At 64.5% G+C, this 17803-nt stretch carries 18 protein-coding genes; 1 reads left to right on the top strand and 17 read right to left on the bottom strand.

The features are described from left to right. Window positions 1-605: 605 nt before the first annotated feature. A complete protein-coding gene (locus tag FLL57_RS22750; RefSeq protein WP_013499854.1) occupies window positions 606-2303 on the top strand; it encodes a methyl-accepting chemotaxis protein in 1698 nt (565 codons plus the stop codon). Window positions 2304-2357: 54 nt separating this feature from the next. Here FLL57_RS22750 and FLL57_RS22745 read toward each other — a convergent pair whose 3' ends face one another. The 17 genes from FLL57_RS22745 to FLL57_RS22670 form a co-directional block, all read right to left on the bottom strand. Beyond that, complete coding sequence (locus FLL57_RS22745; protein ID WP_142884085.1) at window positions 2358-3806, bottom strand: HWE histidine kinase domain-containing protein; 1449 nt, start codon at window positions 3804-3806, stop codon at window positions 2358-2360. Then, a complete protein-coding gene (locus tag FLL57_RS22740; RefSeq protein ID WP_011155579.1) occupies window positions 3803-4087 on the bottom strand; it encodes a circadian clock KaiB family protein in 285 nt (94 codons plus the stop codon). Before FLL57_RS22740 ends, FLL57_RS22745 begins: the two co-directional genes overlap by 4 nt. 9 nt (window positions 4088-4096) lie before the next feature. Continuing rightward, the gene (kaiC, locus tag FLL57_RS22735; RefSeq protein ID WP_047307944.1) at window positions 4097-5788 is read right to left on the bottom strand and encodes a circadian clock protein KaiC; all 1692 of its coding nucleotides are present in this window, start codon (window positions 5786-5788) and stop codon (window positions 4097-4099) included. A 234-nt stretch (window positions 5789-6022) separates the two neighbouring features. Continuing rightward, a complete protein-coding gene (locus FLL57_RS22730) occupies window positions 6023-7102 on the bottom strand; it encodes a methyl-accepting chemotaxis protein (RefSeq protein ID WP_013499857.1) in 1080 nt (359 codons plus the stop codon). 262 nt (window positions 7103-7364) lie between these two features. Further along, the gene (locus FLL57_RS22725) at window positions 7365-7874 is read right to left on the bottom strand and encodes an Lrp/AsnC family transcriptional regulator (RefSeq protein WP_013499858.1); all 510 of its coding nucleotides are present in this window, start codon (window positions 7872-7874) and stop codon (window positions 7365-7367) included. Window positions 7875-7976: 102 nt separating this feature from the next. Continuing rightward, window positions 7977-8102, bottom strand: coding sequence for a hypothetical protein (locus tag FLL57_RS23645; protein ID WP_283811126.1), 126 nt, complete (start codon window positions 8100-8102; stop codon window positions 7977-7979). 80 nt (window positions 8103-8182) lie between these two features. After that, entirely contained in the window at window positions 8183-8392 is a 210-nt protein-coding gene (locus tag FLL57_RS22720) for a hypothetical protein (RefSeq protein ID WP_013499859.1), read from the bottom strand. Window positions 8393-8532: 140 nt separating this feature from the next. Then, entirely contained in the window at window positions 8533-8784 is a 252-nt protein-coding gene (locus FLL57_RS22715; protein WP_142884084.1) for a hypothetical protein, read from the bottom strand. 1 nt (window position 8785) lies between these two features. Then, on the bottom strand, window positions 8786-8971 hold the full coding sequence (gene ccoS / locus FLL57_RS22710; protein ID WP_142884083.1) for a cbb3-type cytochrome oxidase assembly protein CcoS: 186 nt from the start codon (window positions 8969-8971) through the stop codon (window positions 8786-8788). Further along, window positions 8962-11160: a heavy metal translocating P-type ATPase gene (locus FLL57_RS22705; protein ID WP_142884082.1), complete on the bottom strand. Its 2199-nt coding sequence runs from the start codon at window positions 11158-11160 to the stop codon at window positions 8962-8964. Before FLL57_RS22705 ends, ccoS begins: the two co-directional genes overlap by 10 nt. 34 nt (window positions 11161-11194) lie before the next feature. Further along, on the bottom strand, window positions 11195-11695 hold the full coding sequence (locus FLL57_RS22700) for a FixH family protein (RefSeq protein WP_013499863.1): 501 nt from the start codon (window positions 11693-11695) through the stop codon (window positions 11195-11197). Between the two features lie 19 nt (window positions 11696-11714). Beyond that, the gene (gene ccoG, locus FLL57_RS22695; RefSeq protein WP_013499864.1) at window positions 11715-13172 is read right to left on the bottom strand and encodes a cytochrome c oxidase accessory protein CcoG; all 1458 of its coding nucleotides are present in this window, start codon (window positions 13170-13172) and stop codon (window positions 11715-11717) included. Window positions 13173-13284: 112 nt separating this feature from the next. Then, a complete protein-coding gene (ccoP, locus tag FLL57_RS22690) occupies window positions 13285-14166 on the bottom strand; it encodes a cytochrome-c oxidase, cbb3-type subunit III (protein ID WP_013499865.1) in 882 nt (293 codons plus the stop codon). Window positions 14167-14173: 7 nt separating this feature from the next. Further along, complete coding sequence (locus FLL57_RS22685; RefSeq protein WP_013499866.1) at window positions 14174-14338, bottom strand: CcoQ/FixQ family Cbb3-type cytochrome c oxidase assembly chaperone; 165 nt, start codon at window positions 14336-14338, stop codon at window positions 14174-14176. 9 nt (window positions 14339-14347) lie between these two features. Then, window positions 14348-15082 carry a cytochrome-c oxidase, cbb3-type subunit II gene (gene ccoO, locus FLL57_RS22680; RefSeq protein ID WP_142884081.1) on the bottom strand — a complete coding sequence of 245 codons (735 nt, stop codon included), beginning with the start codon at window positions 15080-15082 and terminating at the stop codon, window positions 14348-14350. 12 nt (window positions 15083-15094) lie between these two features. Next, window positions 15095-16741, bottom strand: coding sequence for a cytochrome-c oxidase, cbb3-type subunit I (ccoN, locus tag FLL57_RS22675; protein WP_013499868.1), 1647 nt, complete (start codon window positions 16739-16741; stop codon window positions 15095-15097). Between the two features lie 298 nt (window positions 16742-17039). Further along, window positions 17040-17777 carry an SDR family oxidoreductase gene (locus FLL57_RS22670; RefSeq protein WP_142884080.1) on the bottom strand — a complete coding sequence of 246 codons (738 nt, stop codon included), beginning with the start codon at window positions 17775-17777 and terminating at the stop codon, window positions 17040-17042. Window positions 17778-17803 lie beyond the last annotated feature (26 nt).

The raw sequence follows: 17803 nt of genomic DNA, 5'->3' as shown, positions 1-17803 counted from the left end.
ATTTGCATGGCTCCGCCAAACAGTCGCTGCGGCCGGCGCATGGCTCGACTTCGCACTCCCCCAGGGTTTGCGGGCAGGCCCCGACCGATCAGCCGGCAAGGCACTGACGGCTCGCGATGTCCCGAGTGGGCTGCGTCGCACGGCGAGCCGCACTCACGCCCGCGGCAATATTGCTCACCTCGCTATTCTACCAGGCGCTGGAGCCCGGCCGCTCGATGCGCCACGCCATCAAAATGCGATTGCATACTAATCCAACACGGCCATCGGTGGCCGGTTCACCTATTCTTGTCGTCAGCCCCTTGAATCCAAGCGCTTTCTGCGGCTCGGCAGAGGCACGCCCGCGAAGCCCGAACAGCTCGACGCTCCCGTTACAGTTGCGGATTAGGCCGATCAACTCGCGCGGAAGCTGAAATCTAACTAATCGTGCCCATCGGATTTCTATATTCGGTGAAACGAATGTTTCAGATTTGTGAAGCCATCTGCGCATGTCGCTGCGCAAACGCGACGGTCGGCAAGAGCCCGGCTAACCAACGAGAACATCGCCTGAGATCGCCCGACGCTGCGCCCGCACGGACGCTGCGCGACCGGGCGTGCAAGGAGACATCATGAAGTCCACGCACGGAACGCATAGCTGGTCGCTCGGTCTCGTTCCCCGCATTATCCTGCTTTCGGTTTTCGGCGTGCTGCTGCTCGGCGTCACCGTCACCGCCGTCGCCTGGAAGGTGCTCGCCGACGCCGCCACCGACGCGGCTCGGGAGCGCGTCGAGACCAACATCCGCGTCGCTTGGGACACCGTGAAGGCGAACGGCAGCGCATTCAGCCGTGCCGACAACAAGCTCACGGTGGGGAATCGCGTGCTCAACGACGACTTCGCCACCGTCGACAAGATCAAATCCCTGGTGGGGGGTACCGCAACGATCTTCATGAACGATCAGCGGGTCGCGACCAATGTGATGAAGCCGGACGGCACGCGTGCCGTCGGGACCAGACTCGCCCCGGGCCCTGCCTACACCACGGTGCTCGAGAACAGGCAGCCGTTCCGCGGCGAGGTGGCGATCCTGGGTGAGCCGTACATGACGGCCTACGATCCGATCGTCGACGCCGGGGGCAACGTGATCGGCATTCTCTACGTCGGCATCAAGAAGGCGGACTTCGAAGCGGCGGCCTATCAGACTCTGTGGACGATCGCAGCGGCGACGCTGGCGGTCGCGCTCCTGGCGGTGCTCGCCAGTTTCGCGGTGGTGCGCGGGACGATCGCGCGTCCACTGCGCGCTGCGATCGCGACGATGCAGCGCCTCGCCGCAGGTGACCTGGCCACCGAAACGCCGCAGCCGCATCGTCAGGACGAGATCGGCGAGATCCTCAAGGCGCTGGCGGTGTTCAAGGAACATGGCCTGGAGGTCGAGCGGCTGAGGTGCGAACAGGAAAAGGCGAAAGCCCGCGCGGAGATGGAGCGCAGGACCGAGATGATGCGACTTGCCACCGAGTTCGAGGGGGCGGTCGGCGAGATCGTCGGGACGGTGTCGTCGTCGGCCAACGAACTGGAGGCTTCCGCCGGCTCTCTGACAGGCACCGCAACGCGATCGCGCCAGCTTGCGATGGCGGTGTCTTCGGCCGCGGAAGAAGCGTCGACCAACGTTCAGTCGGTCGCTTCGGCGACCGAGGAGATGGCATCCTCCGTCAACGAGATCAGCCGACAAGTTCAGGAATCCGCACGAATCGCCCAGGAGGCGGTCGAGCAGGCCCATCTCACGAACGACCGCGTTGCAGACCTGTCAAAGGCTGCGGCACGTATCGGCGACGTCGTCGAACTGATCAATACGATCGCCGGCCAGACCAATCTGCTGGCGCTCAACGCCACGATCGAGGCGGCGAGAGCCGGCGACGCCGGCCGCGGCTTTGCGGTCGTCGCATCCGAGGTCAAGGCGCTCGCCGAGCAGACGGCCCGGGCCACCGGCGAGATCGGTCAGCAGATTTCCGGCATTCAGACCGCGACTGACGAATCGGTGGCGGCGATCCGGGACATCAGCGGCACGATCGGACGGATGGCCGAGATCGCATCCACGATCGCATCGGCCGTCGAAGAGCAAGGCGCCGCTACGCAGGAGATCGCCCGCAACGTGCAGATGGCGGCGCACGGCACCACTCAGGTCAGTTCGAACATCGGCCACGTCCGCGACGGCGCCGAAGAAACTGGTGAGGCGTCGAACGAGGTTTTGTCCGCAGCGAAATCGCTGTCGCAGGACAGTGACAGGCTCAAAACCGAAGTGACGAGATTTCTGGAGACGGTCAGGGCCGCCTGATCGTCCGGGAAACCACGGCGCTTCGCAGTCGCGCGGTTGCCCGCGGATCATCGCTTACTTCGGCACCGCGATCCGACAGACCACGCCGTCCGAACGGAATTCCAGCGCGGCGCCACCGCTGCCGAGGCTGCGCGAGATCAGCGTCTGGCCAAAACCGGAGGTTTGCGGCGGCGTGACCGGCGGGCCATCGTGCTCCTGCCATTCGATCGTGAGCGCATCGTCGCCAGCGGCAACCTGCCGCACCGAGATCCTGCCCGACGGCACCGACAGCGCGCCGTATTTGACGGCGTTGGTGGTCAGTTCGTGAAACACCAGACCGAGCGACACCGCGGTCTTGGCTTCGACCGCAATGTCGAGCCCGTCGGTGACGATGCGGCCACTGGACAGCGAGGCGAACGGTGCCAGTTCGGCGGCGAGCACGTCACGGATCTGCAGGCTCTGCCATGAGGCGTTCGACAGCAGCGTATGGGTCGCAGCCAGCGCCTGGATCCGTCCGGTGAACGACTTCTGGAAATCCTCGATGGTTCGCTCGTGCACGGCGGTGCGGGCGCAGATCGCCATCACCATGGTCAGCGTGTTCTTGACCCGATGGTCGAGCTCCCCCATCAGCAGCGCCTGATGACGCTCGGCAGCCTTGCGCTGCGACAGGTCGACCAGCGTGACGACGCAGCCCTGGGTGCGTTCGCCAGAGACCAGCAACGGCGCCGCGCTGATCATCACGTCGGTGATGGCGGCGGACGGGGTGCGCACCGCCGCTTCCAACCCCTGCACCGGAAGCCCGGCGGTCGCCATCGCGACGATGTCGTCGCTGCTCATCAGCTCGGACGCTTCCGGAAAGCTCAGCGCAATCGCCTCGGCAAAGGTCTTGCCGACCGGCGCTTCGGCGCAGATCCGCATCGCGGCGCCGTTGAGATGGGTGACGCAGCCGGCTCGGTCGCAGACGATCACCGCTTCGTTGGCCGAGGCCAGGATCGCGCGTGCCAGCCGCTCCGACTCGCGGGCCGCGGCGGCCTGCTCGCGCTCGCTGATGTCGGTGAAGGTGATGGCCGCACCGCGGACGACACCGAATTCGAGCGGAGTGCCGGTGAGCAGCATGCTGCGCTCGGCATCACCGACCCGCAGGTGGATTTCGGCCGACTGTCGTTGGTGCTGCGCCTGCGCGAGCAAACGCCGGAAAGCCGCCTGTTTGACCGGATCTAGCAGTTCGATCAGCGCCGTCGCGGTCAGCGAGCCGTGGACGCAGTCGAGCTGCGCGCACAACGCCTGATTGGCGTACAGTAACTGGCCGTCCTGATCGAACGCGGCGGCGCCGACATCCATCGCTTCCATGAAGGTGCGGTAGGACTGGCCGCCGCCTTCCAGCGTGAACACCTGCTCGGCATCGGCGCCGCGCACCACGACGGCGTCGATCTCGCCGTCGCGGATCGCCCGCAGCGTCTCCTCGGCCTCTTCCAGCCGGGCTTCCAGCTCCGCCCTGCTCAGCGCCGAGATCGCCGAGGTCACGAGGACGACTCCTCCACCGCCAGATGCACCAGCACTTTCGGCGTGTCGGACAGGTCGCCGATGATCTTGCGGATCGGCACCGGCAATTCCTTCACCAAGGTCGGGATCGCGACGATGCCGTGCTCGCGGGCGAGCTGCGGCGACTTCTTCAGGTCGATCACCTCGACCTTGTACTTGCCGGCGAGGTGCTCGGCGCAGATCTTCTCGAGATTGCGGATCGCCGCGAGCGATTTCGGCGTCTCGCCGGCGACATACAGCACAAGTTTGATTGGATCGGCCATCGTCGCCCCCTACTCCGTGCCCCCGGGCGAGCCGATGACGCCCCGGCTCCGCTCCATCTCGGCGACATCGCGTTCGCTCTGCGCGCGAAAGCTGACTTCCGCCTGTGTCAGCCGATTCAGCTCTGCCTCGTCGACCGCGAGATCGGCCTGGATGGCTTCGATTTGCGCGCGCGCGCGCCGCCGGCGCTGCTCGATCTGGGCCTGCAGTCGCGCCACCTCGGTGCGGCGCTCGCTCTCGGCCCGCCGCGCCTTGGCTTCCTCGGCCCGGCGCGCAGATCCGGTCAGCGCGCCGCCCTCGCCGAGATATGGTGGCAGCAGGTGGATGCCGTCAGCCGACATCACGAACTCCCGCACCTGATTGGAATGGGCGATGCCGCGTGCCTTCAGCAGATAAAGCTCGCGATTGAACTCGCCGTGCGCCTCGCGATTCAGCAGCAGGATCCAGGCGTCCATCAGAGACGACAGGCCGGCATCGGTCTCGGTCTGCGCGCCATGAGCCAGATGAGTGAACACCCCGGTGATGCCGTTGGACTTCAAATAATCGACCATCCGCAGCAGCATCGACTGCACTTCGCCGACCTGCCCGCTTTCGGTGAAGGCCGAGATCGGGTCGAGCACCACGAGGTCCGGCTTGAAGCGCGCGACCTCGCGCAGCATCACCGCCAAGTGCATCTCGAGGCTGTAAAAGGTCGGCCGCGCCGCAATGTAGCGAAGCCGGCCGCTGCTCAGCCATCGGCCGAGATCGGTCCCGACCGACTTCATGTTGCGGACAGTCTGCGCCTCGGATTCCTCGAACGACAGATACAGCGCCCTGTCGCCTCGACGGCAGGCGGCGTCGGCCATCATGCAGGCCAGCGAACTCTTGCCGGAGCCGGCGACGCCGCTGACCAGCACGCTGGTTCCGCGATAGAACCCGCCGCCGGACAGCATCGCGTCGAGATCGGCGACGCCGGTCGAGATCCGGTCCTCGTGCACGGTGTGCGACAGCGCCAGCGACGACACCGGCAACACGCTGAAGCCTTCCTCGTCGATCAGGAACGGGTACTCATTGGTGCCGTGCGCGGTACCACGATACTTGACGATTCGTAGCCGCCGGGTGGAGATCTGGCTGTCGACGCGGTGGTCGAGCAGGATCACGCAGTCGGAGACGTATTCTTCGAGGCCCTGCCGAGTGAGCGATCCGTCGCCGCGCTCGCCGGTGATGACGGCGGTGAGCCCCTTCTGTTTCAGCCAATCGAACAGCCGGCGGATTTCGGCCCGCAGCACCGCGGGATTTTGGAACGCCGAGAACAGACTCTCGATGGTGTCGAGTACGATCCGCTTGGCACCGATCTGATCGACTGCGAATTCCAACCGCAGGAACAGCGCTTCGAGATCATAGTCGCCGACCTCTGCGACTTCGGTCGGATCGAGCGCGATATGTTCGATCAGGATCCGCTCCTGCTCGATCAATCCCTGCAGATCGAATCCGAGCGAGGCGACGTTGTCGACGATATCGACTGCGCGCTCTTCGAACGTGACGAACACGCCCGGCTCGCCGTAAAGCCGAGCGCCGTTGATCAGGAAAGTCGATGCGAACAGCGTCTTGCCGCAGCCGGCCGAGCCGCAGACCAAACTGGGACGCCCCGTTGGCAAGCCGCCTAAGGTGAGGTCGTCGAAGCCTTCGATACCCGTGAGCGCTTTGGAAATGCCGTCGACCATCGGAACACAAATCGTTTTCCGAGTTGTAGGAGAACCGCAACTCCCTGCATAGGGCGGCGGCGGGAAATTCCTTTCCGACCGCGGCGGAACAAAATCCGGCACATCGCGTTCCTCGGCCGCATTGATCGACCGACGCCACTTCTCGCGCCAAATTGTCAAACTTACTTTACACTTCGGTTACCGATCTGGAAGGGAATTGGGCAACCTCTCTCGAACAACCCCGACATTGGGCGATCAGTCATGGCGACTAACGATGACGCCATACCAACCGAGCCCCTGATAGGTCTCGTAGCCCGGCGTCACATGGAAGCCGACCAGGGCACCACCACCGTCGCGGTAGGTCCCGCAGGTCCGATGCGCGGATTGCAGCGGAAACCGTTCGTCAAGGATGCCCCGCCCGTCGGAAGAAGCGATCACGCGCCGATCGGCGTCGAGTAGCAGGACCCGTGTGCGTTCGGGATCATCGACCCGGACGCCCTGCACGATCGCCCTGGCCTGGGCTTCCCAATCGAAGTGAATCGCCAGAATGCCGAGCGGCGCGCCGGAACTGCGCCCGTCCGCACGAACGCTGGCACAATAGGTGGCGACCTGAGCCCCGCCGAGCAGCGGCGACCGCTCGATATTGCCGGCGACGTAGTCGTCGCCGCTGCGCAGCCGTTGCGCTTCCTTGAACCACGCCTGACCGGCGACGTTGTTGCCCGCCACGGCGAACCGGTCCGGCCGTCCATTGGCCAGAACGGTCCCGTCGAGACCGCACAGCCACAGATCGAGATACACCGTGTAGGCCGAGAGGATCACGCCCATTCGCTCGGAGGCGTGGGCGCCAGCCTTACGCGAAGGATCGGCGGCGCAATCGACCACCGCCGAATCGGTCGCCCACCAGCGAACGTCGCAGGTTCGTTCGTAGAGATTGCGATCGATCAGCTCGACCGCGTTGAGCGCGAGATCGACCAGCCGGTCGCCGCGCGACCGTTCGGTCATGTTGTCGATCGAATCGATGAGTTCGCCGGTTCGCCGGGTGAGCTGGGTTTCGAGATCGCGGGCGATCTGCTCGATCTGGGCGCCGACGTTACGAACTTCCTGAGCCACGATGGCGAAGCCGGCGCCATGCTTGCCGGCACGAGCGCTTTCGATCAGCGCGTTGAGCGCCAGAATCTTCATCTGACTGGTGATTTTCTGGATCGTCCGGGTCTTGCCGCAGGCAATCTCGTTGACCTCCGACGTCAGCCGCGCCACCAGCGCAGAGACATCGGCGCGATCATCCGCCTTGGGCTCACCGGCCGGATCGTCTCTGCGAACGGCTGCGGCGTGCATATGTTTCCATCCCCGGCGCTGCATGGCGCCGTAGATAATTTGAGTGAATTGTCCTAATGAGGACTAAACCAAAAACAGGGAAAGACGCGCAAAGACAACCTTCGATTGCTGTTAGTTTGTGCAGATTGACTGATGAGTCGACAACTAACAACCGTCACAATTTACAAAGGCAGCTAACTACCCTTGAACGAGCAATTGCTGCACCGCCTCCAGAATTGCTGATTCGTCGACCGATATCGTGCGACTAAGCGAAATCAGACGATTAGGATACCGGCATCGGCGGAACCGGCAGCGCCGTCACCGACTTGATTTTCTCCATCGCAAAACGCGACGTGACGTTCTTTAGCGGCACTGTGCCGATCAGCCTCTTGTAGAACTGATCGTAGGCGCGCATGTCGGCGACAACCACCCGCAACATGTAGTCGACGTCACCGGCCATCCGGTAGAACTCGATCACCTCGGGCATTGCGCTGACCGCATCGGCGAAAGTCTTCAGCCAGGCGTCGGAGTGATCGCCGCTCTCGATCGAGACAAACACCGACAGACCAAGCCCGATCTTGTCCTGATCGACCAGCGCCACCCGCTTGATGATCACGCCATCGGCCTCGAGTCGCTGGATACGCTTCCAGCAAGGAGTCGACGACAGCCCGACCCGATCGCCGATCTCGGCCACCGACAACGAGGCATCCTGTTGCAGGACGGTCAGAATCTTACGGTCGATGGCATCGAGCCGCCGGCCGGGTTCGACGACGCCAACATCGGTGTCAGCCATGAAACTGAGAACTTTCTTCCAAAGACGATAATTGCATCGATCATAGTTGGAAAAAAATTCCACGCAAGCGCTGGTTCCGCCAGGAAGCTCGATCCTACCGCGTCAGACGCCGGACCAGACGGTCAGCAGCGCCGCGTCGTGCATGGATTCGAGCGGAACCGCCTTGCCGCCAGCAGCAAGTCCTGAGCCACCGGCGCAGAATTTGCGACGCATGGTGCGAGACAGCACTTTGCGCTCCTCCCCCAGGAGGTCACGCGCGTTGCGAAGATTTGGAATCGGAGTCTCGATCCCCTCAGAAACGAGCCGCCCTAGGCAACCTTCAGCTTAGGACTCCGACCCGCCGGGTATGCCCCCAAATGACGAACTGCCGCCTTCTGGGCGTCTCCGGGCGAGCGGAACCCCTGCCCCTCGAGGCCGGAGAAGTCATCACAAGCGGCGTGAAAGCGAAAGCTGCGGCCGTCGCGGACGACGATGCCTGCGGCGCGCGAATCGACTTCGATGATGAAGGCATGAGACATGGCGGCACTTCTTTGCTCGGCGACTCGCTCGATCGAGCGGGTACGCCGGCCTGATAGCCGCGCTCTGTTTCACCCGGATGAAAAGCCCTTGACGCTTCCGGTGCAGCGACGACCTGACGAGGCGGGAACAAAGCAGCCGGTCAGCAGCACGACATCGGCGGAAACGCCGGCTGCAGCTTGCGCAAGGCGCGGTAGAACCGCGCGAACCAACGGCGCGGCCAAGGCTGCGCCTGCAACCAGCGCTCCTGCACCTCGTCGTCGGGCTCGACCGGCGCATCGACGTCGGCGGAGACAGCGGCAGCCGGATCGGGCGCCGGGCCAGCGGCGGACCGCGCCCCTGTTTCGCTCAGGGCAGTGATCCTAGGGCGGTCGTCATAAGCAAGCATCGCCATGTCAGCCTCGCTTTTCTGCCGGCGTCTCGGCCGGCGGTGGCAAGGGCGGTTCGTCGTCGGCGATCGCGCGCCAGGCGGCTCCGTCGAGGTCGTCATACTGGCCGCTCTTCAACGACCATAGGAACGCGATCAGCCCGAGCAGGCCGAGCGCCAGCGCCAGCGGCACCAGGATGACCATCACTTCCATGATGCGCCTCCCCGGCGAACCCGGCGCGCCCGCATCGCGTTCAGCATCACCAGCACCGACGAGCCGGACATCGCCAATGCGGCGATCAGCGGAGTGGCGTAACCGGCAATCGCGATCGGCACTGCCAGGATATTGTAGCCGATGGCGAGGCCGAGATTCTCCCGCATCACCGCCATCGCCTTGCGCGAATAGTCGACCGCGGCCAGCACGGGAGCCAGTTCCTTGCCGAGGAACACCAGGTCGGCGGTCGCCTGACTGAGATGGGTGGCGCTGATCGGCGACATCGACACATGGGCGGCGGCGAGTGACGGAGCGTCGTTCATTCCGTCGCCGACCATCATCACGTTGCGTCCCTTGGCCTTCAGCTCCTCGATGTGGGCGATCTTCTCTGCCGGTGTGACTGCTGCGCGCCAGGCGCCGACGCCGAGCGCCTCCGCAGCGTGACGTACCGCCGGTTCGCGGTCGCCCGACAACAGCTCGACGCTGATGCCACGGTTGCGCAGCGCATCGATGGTCTTGGCCGCATCCGGCCGCAGCAACTGGCGCACGGCGAAGACCAGACGCTGGTCGCCACGGCTGAAGGCCACCACCGACACTTCGGGATCTTCGCTGAGGACTGCGTTGGCTTCGCTGTCCGCACCGCAGAACGCCGGGCTGCCGAGGCGCAGCTCTTCGCCATCGAAGATCGCACGGACGCCGCGCCCCGGCTCCTCGACGACACCGGGCAGCGGCGCCTTGGCCTGCGCTGCGCGCGCCACCGCGGCGGCGACCGGATGATGGCTGGCGAGCGCCAGCCGGCCGGCGAGTTCGAACGCCTCCGGCGGCACCGACGCGGCGTTGACGACGTCGAGTTCCGGCAGGGTCAGCGTGCCGGTCTTGTCGAACACGATGGTGTCGACCGCGGAGGCGCGCTCGATCGCATCGCCGGAATTCAGCAACACGCCGGCTCGGAACATCGCACCCGACGCCACCGTCTGCACCGCGGGAATTGCGAGGCCGAGCGCGCAGGGACAGGTGATGATCAGCACCGCAATCCCGATCACGATCGAATCGTGCCAGCTCGCGCCGGCCAGCACCCAGCCGAAGACCGTCAGCAGCGCGGTGATGTGCACCACCGGCGCATACAGACGCGAGGCACGGTCGGCGAGCTGGACATAGCGCGAGCGCGCCTGCAGCGCATGGTCGAGGAGTCGGGTGATCTCGGCGAGCAGCGTGCCTTCGGCAGCCGCAGCGACGCGAACCCGCAGCGTTCCGGAGATGTTCAGCGTGCCGGCATAGACCTGCGTCCCCTGAGAAGCGGGCACATACAGGGTTTCACCGGTAATCAGGCTCTGGTCGATCTCGGAGCGCCCTTCGATCACCGTGCCGTCCACGGAGCAGCGCTCGCCCGGCCGCAGCAGCACGATGTCGCCGGCGCGCACCGCGGCGATCGGCACTTCGCTGATCTCGTCGGGGCCGACGAACTTGGTGGCCGTCTCCGCCTTCAGCGCGGCGAGATTGCCGGCGACCGCGCGCGTCTTCTGCCGCATCTTCTGGTCGAGAACCCGGCCCGCCAGCAGAAACGCAATCAGCATCACCGCGGCGTCGAAGTAAGCGTGTTCGGCGTGGTTGATGGTTTCGACCAGCGACATCCCGAGCGCCAGCGTGATGCCGATCGTGATCGGCACGTCCATGTTGACGCTCTTGGCTTTCAGTGCGCGGTAGGCCGACTGGAAGAACGGCTGCCCGGCATAGGCGGCGCAGGGCAGAGCCACCAGCGCCGACAGCCAGTGAAAGAAATCGCGCGCCTCGGGGCTGAGGTCGCCGCCGTACCACACCGGCACCGACAGCATCATCACGTTCATGGTGGCGAAGGCCGCGACGCCGAGGCAGCGCAGCAGGAACCTGGTGCGCTCTGCTTCTTCGACTTCGGCCCGCACCGGCTCGTAGGGATAGGCCTTGTAGCCCAGCTCGGCGAGCCGATCGATGAACTGCCCGGGCTCGAGCGCGCTACCCTTGTTCCACTCCACCGCGAGACGACGGTCGGTGAGATTGACGCGGGCCAGCGTCACGTCGGGAATCGACTGCAGGCCGCGCTCGATCTTCGCCATGCAGCTCGCGCAGTGCACGCCTTCCACGGCGAGGTCGAGATGCACGATCCGGCCGTCGACGTCTTTGACGTAGTGCGAAAAGTCCCGCGTCTGTAGCATTCGGCGATCCTCGTCACGCACGCCGGATCGGCGATCAGTCCAACATCAGTCTGTTCTTGGAGAGGAACAGGCGAATACCGTTCTTGTCTCCCTCCAGCACCAGATCCCAGCGACCGGGCAACACGCTGTCGGCATCGCCGCGATACACACCGGCGCCGACTTCCGCGAGCGTCACCTCGCGGTCGAAGCGCTTGTCGGAGGGGCGCTCGAGCCGGCCATAGAAGCTCAGACCGGCGAGCGGCAGGCCGACTTTGTCGCGCGCCTCGACCTGGAGCACGGCGGCGCCGTTCGGCTTGCGCTCGAGCTTGGCATCGACCTTCCAGCCGCGCTGATCCTGGTCCCGCGCCGCCAGGATTTCGCGCTCATAGGCCAGGCTGGCCGCATATGCACTGTCGACCTCGGTGCCCGGAAGAGTCTTGATCGCCAGCGTCATCATCAGCCCGTTGACGCCGAACACGACACCGAAGAAGGCGACCAGCACCGCCAGCACGACCTTGCCGGTGAGAGGACGGGGCGATGATTGCGAACGGCTCATGGAGAGGCTCCGGTTCGGATCAGGGCGTGACGAAGACGTCCTTGGTGGAGGCGACCTCGCCGAGCCCGATATCGGTGACGTGGAACGTCACCGGCACCGACTGCGGCGTGTCGTCGGCGGAGTTGGAGTCGACCAGCACCCGCAGCTCGGTGGTGGTGTCGCGCCCCAGAATGATCATCGGCCGGTCCGGCGTGATCGAGTCCGAGCCGACGACGTGGATCACCGCATTCGGCGGACCCTCGACGTCGATCGCCACGACGCGGTCGAATCCGCGCTTGTTGAGAAAGCGGACGGTGTAGCCGTTGCGGACCGAACCGTCGGACAGCCGCACCGCCACCGGGTTGCGGTCGTGCAGCACGTTGACGTCGAGCAGGGTACGGTTCGCCAGCTTGTAAAGCATGGCACCGCCGATCGCGACAATGATCACCGTATAGATCACGGTACGGGCCCGGATCGGCTTGAAGATCTCCGGCTTACCTTCCATCCGGCGATGGATGTTGATGTCGTTGTCGTAGCCGATCAGCCGGGTCGGCCGGCCGATCTTCTTCATCACGTTGTCGCAGGCGTCGATGCACAGGCCGCATTGAATGCAGTCGAGCTGCGGCCCGTTACGGATATCGATGCCGGTCGGACACACCGCGACGCACTGATTGCAGTCGACGCAATCGCCGACCGGCTCACCCAGCGCACGGAGCTGCGCCGCCTTCTTCAGCGACGAGCGCTTTTCGCCGCGGTCGTACTTGTAGGTGACGTTGAGGGCCCACTCGTCGGTCAGCGCCGCCTGGATCCGCGGCCACGGGCACATGTAGACGCAGACCTGCTCGCGCATGAAGCCGGCCAGCGTGTAGGTGGTGAAGGTGAGGATGCCGATCCAGATATAGGCCACCATCGGCGCGTCGAAGGTGACCAGCTCCTTGATCAGTGTCGGCGCGTCGGCGAAGTACAGAACCCAGGCGCCGCCGGTCCACCAGGCGATCATCAGCCAGATCGAGTGCTTCAGCGCCAACTCCGCGGCGCGCTGCAGCTTGAAACCCTCGCCGGCTTTGCGCATCCGCTCGCGGCGGTCGCCTTCGACGAACCGCTCGACCGCGTAGAACAGATCGGTCCATACCGTCTGCGGGCAGAGATAGCCGCACCACACCCGGCCGCCGAGCGAATTCATCAGGAACAGCACGATCGCAGCGACGATCAGCAGCCCGGTGAAATAATAGATTTCCTGCGGCCACAGCTCGATGGCGAAGAAGTAGAACCGGTTGTTCGCAAGGTCGATCAGCACCGCCTGATCGGGCGCGCCGAGGCCGCGGTTCCAGCGCACGAACGGCAAAAAGTAATAGATCCCGAGGCAGACCGCCATCAGGATCCACTTGATACGCCGGAACGGACCGGTGACGCTTTGCGGGTAGATCTTCTTCTGAGCCGTGTACAGCGGACCGTCGTCGTCCGGCTGAAGATCAGTGGCGCGCAGGGGCTTGTTCATAGCGAGGGTTCTTTTCCCTTCCAGCGTCGAGCGCAAGCTCAATTCAGAGCGCGCGGATCACAACCTCGCGTGCCCCCGACACGCCGGTTCCGCGCGCCCGCCGAAGCGGCGGCTATTTGCCGCCGCCGAGCGAGTGGACGTACACCGCCATCGCCTTGATCGTGGTCGGATCGAGACGCCCGATCCAGGCCGGCATCACGCCAGCACGGCCGTTGGTGACGGTGTCGATGATCGTCGCCTCGTCGCTACCGTACAGCCAAATCCGATCGGTCAGATTCGGCGCGCCGAGCTCCTGGTTGCCCTTGGCGTCGTCGCCGTGGCAGGCGACGCAATTGTCGGCGAACACCTGCTTGCCCGCGGCCAGATCGACTCCCGGCCGGGTCGACAGGCCGGACAGCGAACGGACGTAGTTGGCGACCTCGACGATCTGCTCCTTGGTCAGCACCCCGTCCTTGCCGAACGCCAGCATGTTGCCCATGTGACCGTCGTCGTGGCCGGAACGCGCGCCGAATTTGATGGTCTTTTCGATCTGTTCGAGCGTGCCGCCCCACAGCCAGTCGTCGTCGTTCAAGTTCGGGTAGCCCTTGCCGCCGGCGGCGCCGGAGCCGTGGCACGGCGCGCAATTGTCACCGAACACCACCTTGCCCTTGGCCCGAGCCAGCGCCAGCAGCGCCGGATTCTTCTCGATCTCTTCCAGCGAGGCAGTCGCCAGCGCTTGCATCTTCTCGCCGCGGACCTGGTCGAGCTTGGCGAGATCGACGTCGAGTTCCGCACGCGACGAGTAGCCGAACAGACCACGCGTGTAACCGTTCACCATCGGCCACGCCGGATAGACGATGAAGTAGCCGATCGACCAGATGATGGTGGCGTAGAAGGTCCAGATCCACCACCGCGGCAGCGGCGTGTTGAGTTCCTTGATGCCGTCCCATTCGTGGCCGGTGGTGGCGGTGCCTGTAACCTTGTCGATTTCGACGTGATGTGAGTGGTCAGCCATGATCGTCTCAGTCCTCTCGCAGCGGCATCTGGGCTGCCTCGTCGAACGCCTTTTTGTTTTTCGGCCAGAGCGCATACGCCACGATGGCGACGAAAATGGCCACGAACAGCGGCGTCCACCAGGTGGTGACCAAACTGGACGCGATGTTGTCGAAGTAGATGATCGCTTTCATGTCGCCGCCTCAGCGAAGATTGGCTTTGCCGTCGTACAGTTTGAAGTCGACTAGCGTGCCGAGCATCTGCAGGTAGGCGACGAGCGCGTCGAGCTCGGTCGGATCACCGGTCTGGCCGTCGAAATTGCGGACCACCGCCTTGGGATAGCGCTTGACCAAGTCTGCCGCTTCGGCGCCGTCCGGATCGACCTGCGCCTTGGCGTCGGACGCCGCCTTGGCGATGTCCTCGTCACTATAAGGAACGCCGAGGGTCCGGTTGGTCTTGAGATGATCCGACAGGCTGGCGAGATCGACCTTGTTCTGTCCGAGGAACGCGTAGGCCGGCATCACCGACTGCGGCACGATCGAACGCGGATTCTTCAGATGCGCCACGTGCCAGTCGTCGGAGTACTTGCCGCCGACCCGGGCGAGATCCGGGCCGGTCCGCTTGGAACCCCACTGGAACGGATGGTCGTACATCGATTCCGCCGCCAGCGAGTAGTGTCCGTAGCGTTCGATTTCGTCGCGCAGCGGACGGATCATCTGCGAGTGGCACAGATAGCAACCCTCGCGGATGTAGACGTTGCGCCCAGCGAGCTCGAGCGGGGTGTAGGGGCGGACCCCGTCGACCTTTTCGATGGTGCTCTTCAGGTAGAACAGCGGCGTGATCTCGACCAGGCCGCCGATCGCCACGACGATCAGGATGCCGACGATCAGGACGACCGAGTTGGTCTCGAAGATTTTGTGCCGAGCCCAGATAGACATTGCTTGCTCTCCTTACTCGGCAGGCTGCAGGGCGACGCGAGGCTGAGCCTCGGACCGTTCGCCGACGCGAACCGTCATCCAGAGATTGTAGGCCATGATCAGCGCGCCGATCAGGAACAGGCCGCCGCCGGCGGCGCGGATGGCGTAGAAGGGGTGCATCGCTTCGACCGACTCGATGAACGAGTATTCAAGGAAGCCGAGCGAGGTGTAGGCACGCCACATCAGGCCCTGCAGGATGCCGGACACCCACATCGCCGAGATGTAGAGCACGATGCCGAGGGTGGCGATCCAGAAGTGCCAGTTCACCAGGCGGATGCTGTAGAGCTGCTTGCGGCCCCAGACCCACGGCACCAGGCAGTACAGCGCGCCGAACGACACGAAACCGACCCAGCCGAGCGCGCCGGAGTGGACGTGGCCGATGGTCCAGTCGGTGTAGTGGCTGAGCGAGTTGACCGCCTTGATGGCCATCATCGGCCCTTCGAAGGTCGACATGCCGTAGAACGCGACCGACACCACCATCATGCGCAGCACCGGATCGGTGCGGAGCTTGTCCCACGCGCCCGACAGCGTCATCAGGCCGTTGATCATGCCGCCCCAGGACGGCATCCACAGCATGATCGAAAACGTCATGCCGAGGGTCTGCGTCCAGTCCGGAAGCGCGGTGTAGTGCAGGTGGTGCGGACCGGCCCAGATGTACAGGAAGATCAGCGCCCAGAAGTGGATGATCGACAACCGATAGGAATAGACCGGCCGCTCCGCCCGTTTCGGGATGAAGTAGTACATGATGCCGAGGAAGCCGGCGGTCAGGAAGAAGCCGACCGCGTTGTGGCCGTACCACCACTGGAACATCGCGTCCTGCACGCCCGACCAGGCGATGTAGGACTTCGAGCCGAGGAAGCTGACCGGCAGCGTCGGATTGTTGCCGAGATGCAGCACCGCGATGGTGATGATGAAGGCCAGATAGAACCAGTTGGCCACGTAGATGTGCGGCTCTTTGCGCTTCATCAGCGTCGCCAGGAACACCAGCAGGTAGGTGACCCAGACGATGGTCAGCCACAGATCGGCGTACCATTCCGGCTCGGCGTATTCCTTCGACTGGGTGACGCCGAGCAGATAGCCGGTTCCGGCGATCACGATGAAGAAGTTGTAGCCGAGCGCCACGAACCACGGCGCGAGGTCGCCGGCGAGGCGCGCCCGCGTGGTCTTCTGCACGACGTAGAACGAGGTCGCCAGCAGCACGTTGCCGCCGAAAGCGAAGATCACCGCAGAGGTGTGCAGCGGTCGCAGCCGGCCGAAATTCACCCACTGGGCGACGTTGAGGCCGGGATAGGCCAGCTCCAGCGCGATGTAGAGCCCGGCGGTGAAGCCGGCGATGCCCCAGAACATCGCCATGAAGGCCATGAACTTGATCGGCCCGAAATTGTAATTCGGAACGCCGTTGATCTCCTGCGGCGGCAGTCCGGAACGGCTCCGGTACCGAACGATGATCGCGAACACCGCCCAGGCGCTGCACGCGGCCGCGAGCGAGGCGTGAAATGCGAAGGGAGCATCCTTGGCGAACATCGCCGCATAGATGGACAGGATCGTGGTCAGTGCGAACACGACCGTAAGACCACCCTCGCCCAGGGTGATCCTCTTCGAATTCAGGGCTTGATTCATCTGATCAATCTTTTCTTCGGCGGGCAGGTGACGGCACCATCCCCGGTTTCGGGACCGCACGTTTGATCGAGATCAAAATGCCCAAATTCGCGCCACTGCAATGGGCATTTTGTGCGGTGCGATCGACACCTCGTGCTTTTCGATGAAATGCCTCGAAATTGCAAGAACCATCGTGGCTTGCGGCGCACCCCCTCGGCGGCACACGAGGCTCGGCGGATCGCCGCTCGCCTGTCGCTAGACGAAAGAATGAGGCACGGCTCAGCGAATGACTTTCATTCGCTTGGTCGGACGTCCGGCATCACCACTTTTCGCCATAGGGGCGGATCTCCATCTCGAAGGTCCAGGCGCTCTTGGGCTGCTGGTAGAGCTGCCAGTAGGCCCCGGCCACGGCTGCGGGCGGCATCAGCAGATCGGGATTGGCGAGCGCATCCGCGCCGAACACCTGCTCGCGGCGCTCGCGCACCCAGGCGGTGTCGACGCCAGAGTCGATGATCAGATGCGCAACGTGGATGTTCTTCGGCATCAGTTCGCGCGCCATCGACTGCGCCACTGCACGCAGCCCGAATTTGGCGGAGGCGAACGCCGCAAAGCCCGAGCCGCCGCGGAAGGACGCGGTCGCGCCGGTGAAGAAGATCTTGCCCTGGCCCCGCGCCAGCATCAGCCGCGCCGACTCCCGTCCCGACACGAAGCCGGCCCAGCACGCCATCTCCCAGACCTTGCGGAACACACGGTCGGTGGTGTCCAGGATCGGGAAATTGACGTTGGCGCCGACGTTGAAGATCGTCACTTCGAGCGGCGCGTGGGCGTCGGCGTCGTTCAGGAACGCCGTCACCTCGTCCTCTTTGCGGGCATCCAGCGACCGCGCGACGATCTGGCCGCCTGCGGCCTCGATCTCCGCCACCTGCGGCGCCAGCTTGTCGCCGTTGCGACGGCCGGCGAAGACGGTGAAGCCCTCGGCGGCAAACTTCTTGGCGATCTCCGCGCCGATGTAATCGCCGGCTCCGATCACCGCGACGGTTGCGTTGCGTGGCGTCATGCTGGCGTCTCCGGATGGTTGAGTTG

The organism is Rhodopseudomonas palustris, from assembly GCF_007005445.1.
In the GTDB taxonomy this organism is placed as follows: domain Bacteria; phylum Pseudomonadota; class Alphaproteobacteria; order Rhizobiales; family Xanthobacteraceae; genus Rhodopseudomonas; species Rhodopseudomonas palustris_G.
Note: the sequence above shows the minus strand (reverse complement) of the source record. Positions and strands in the feature narration are given on the sequence as shown.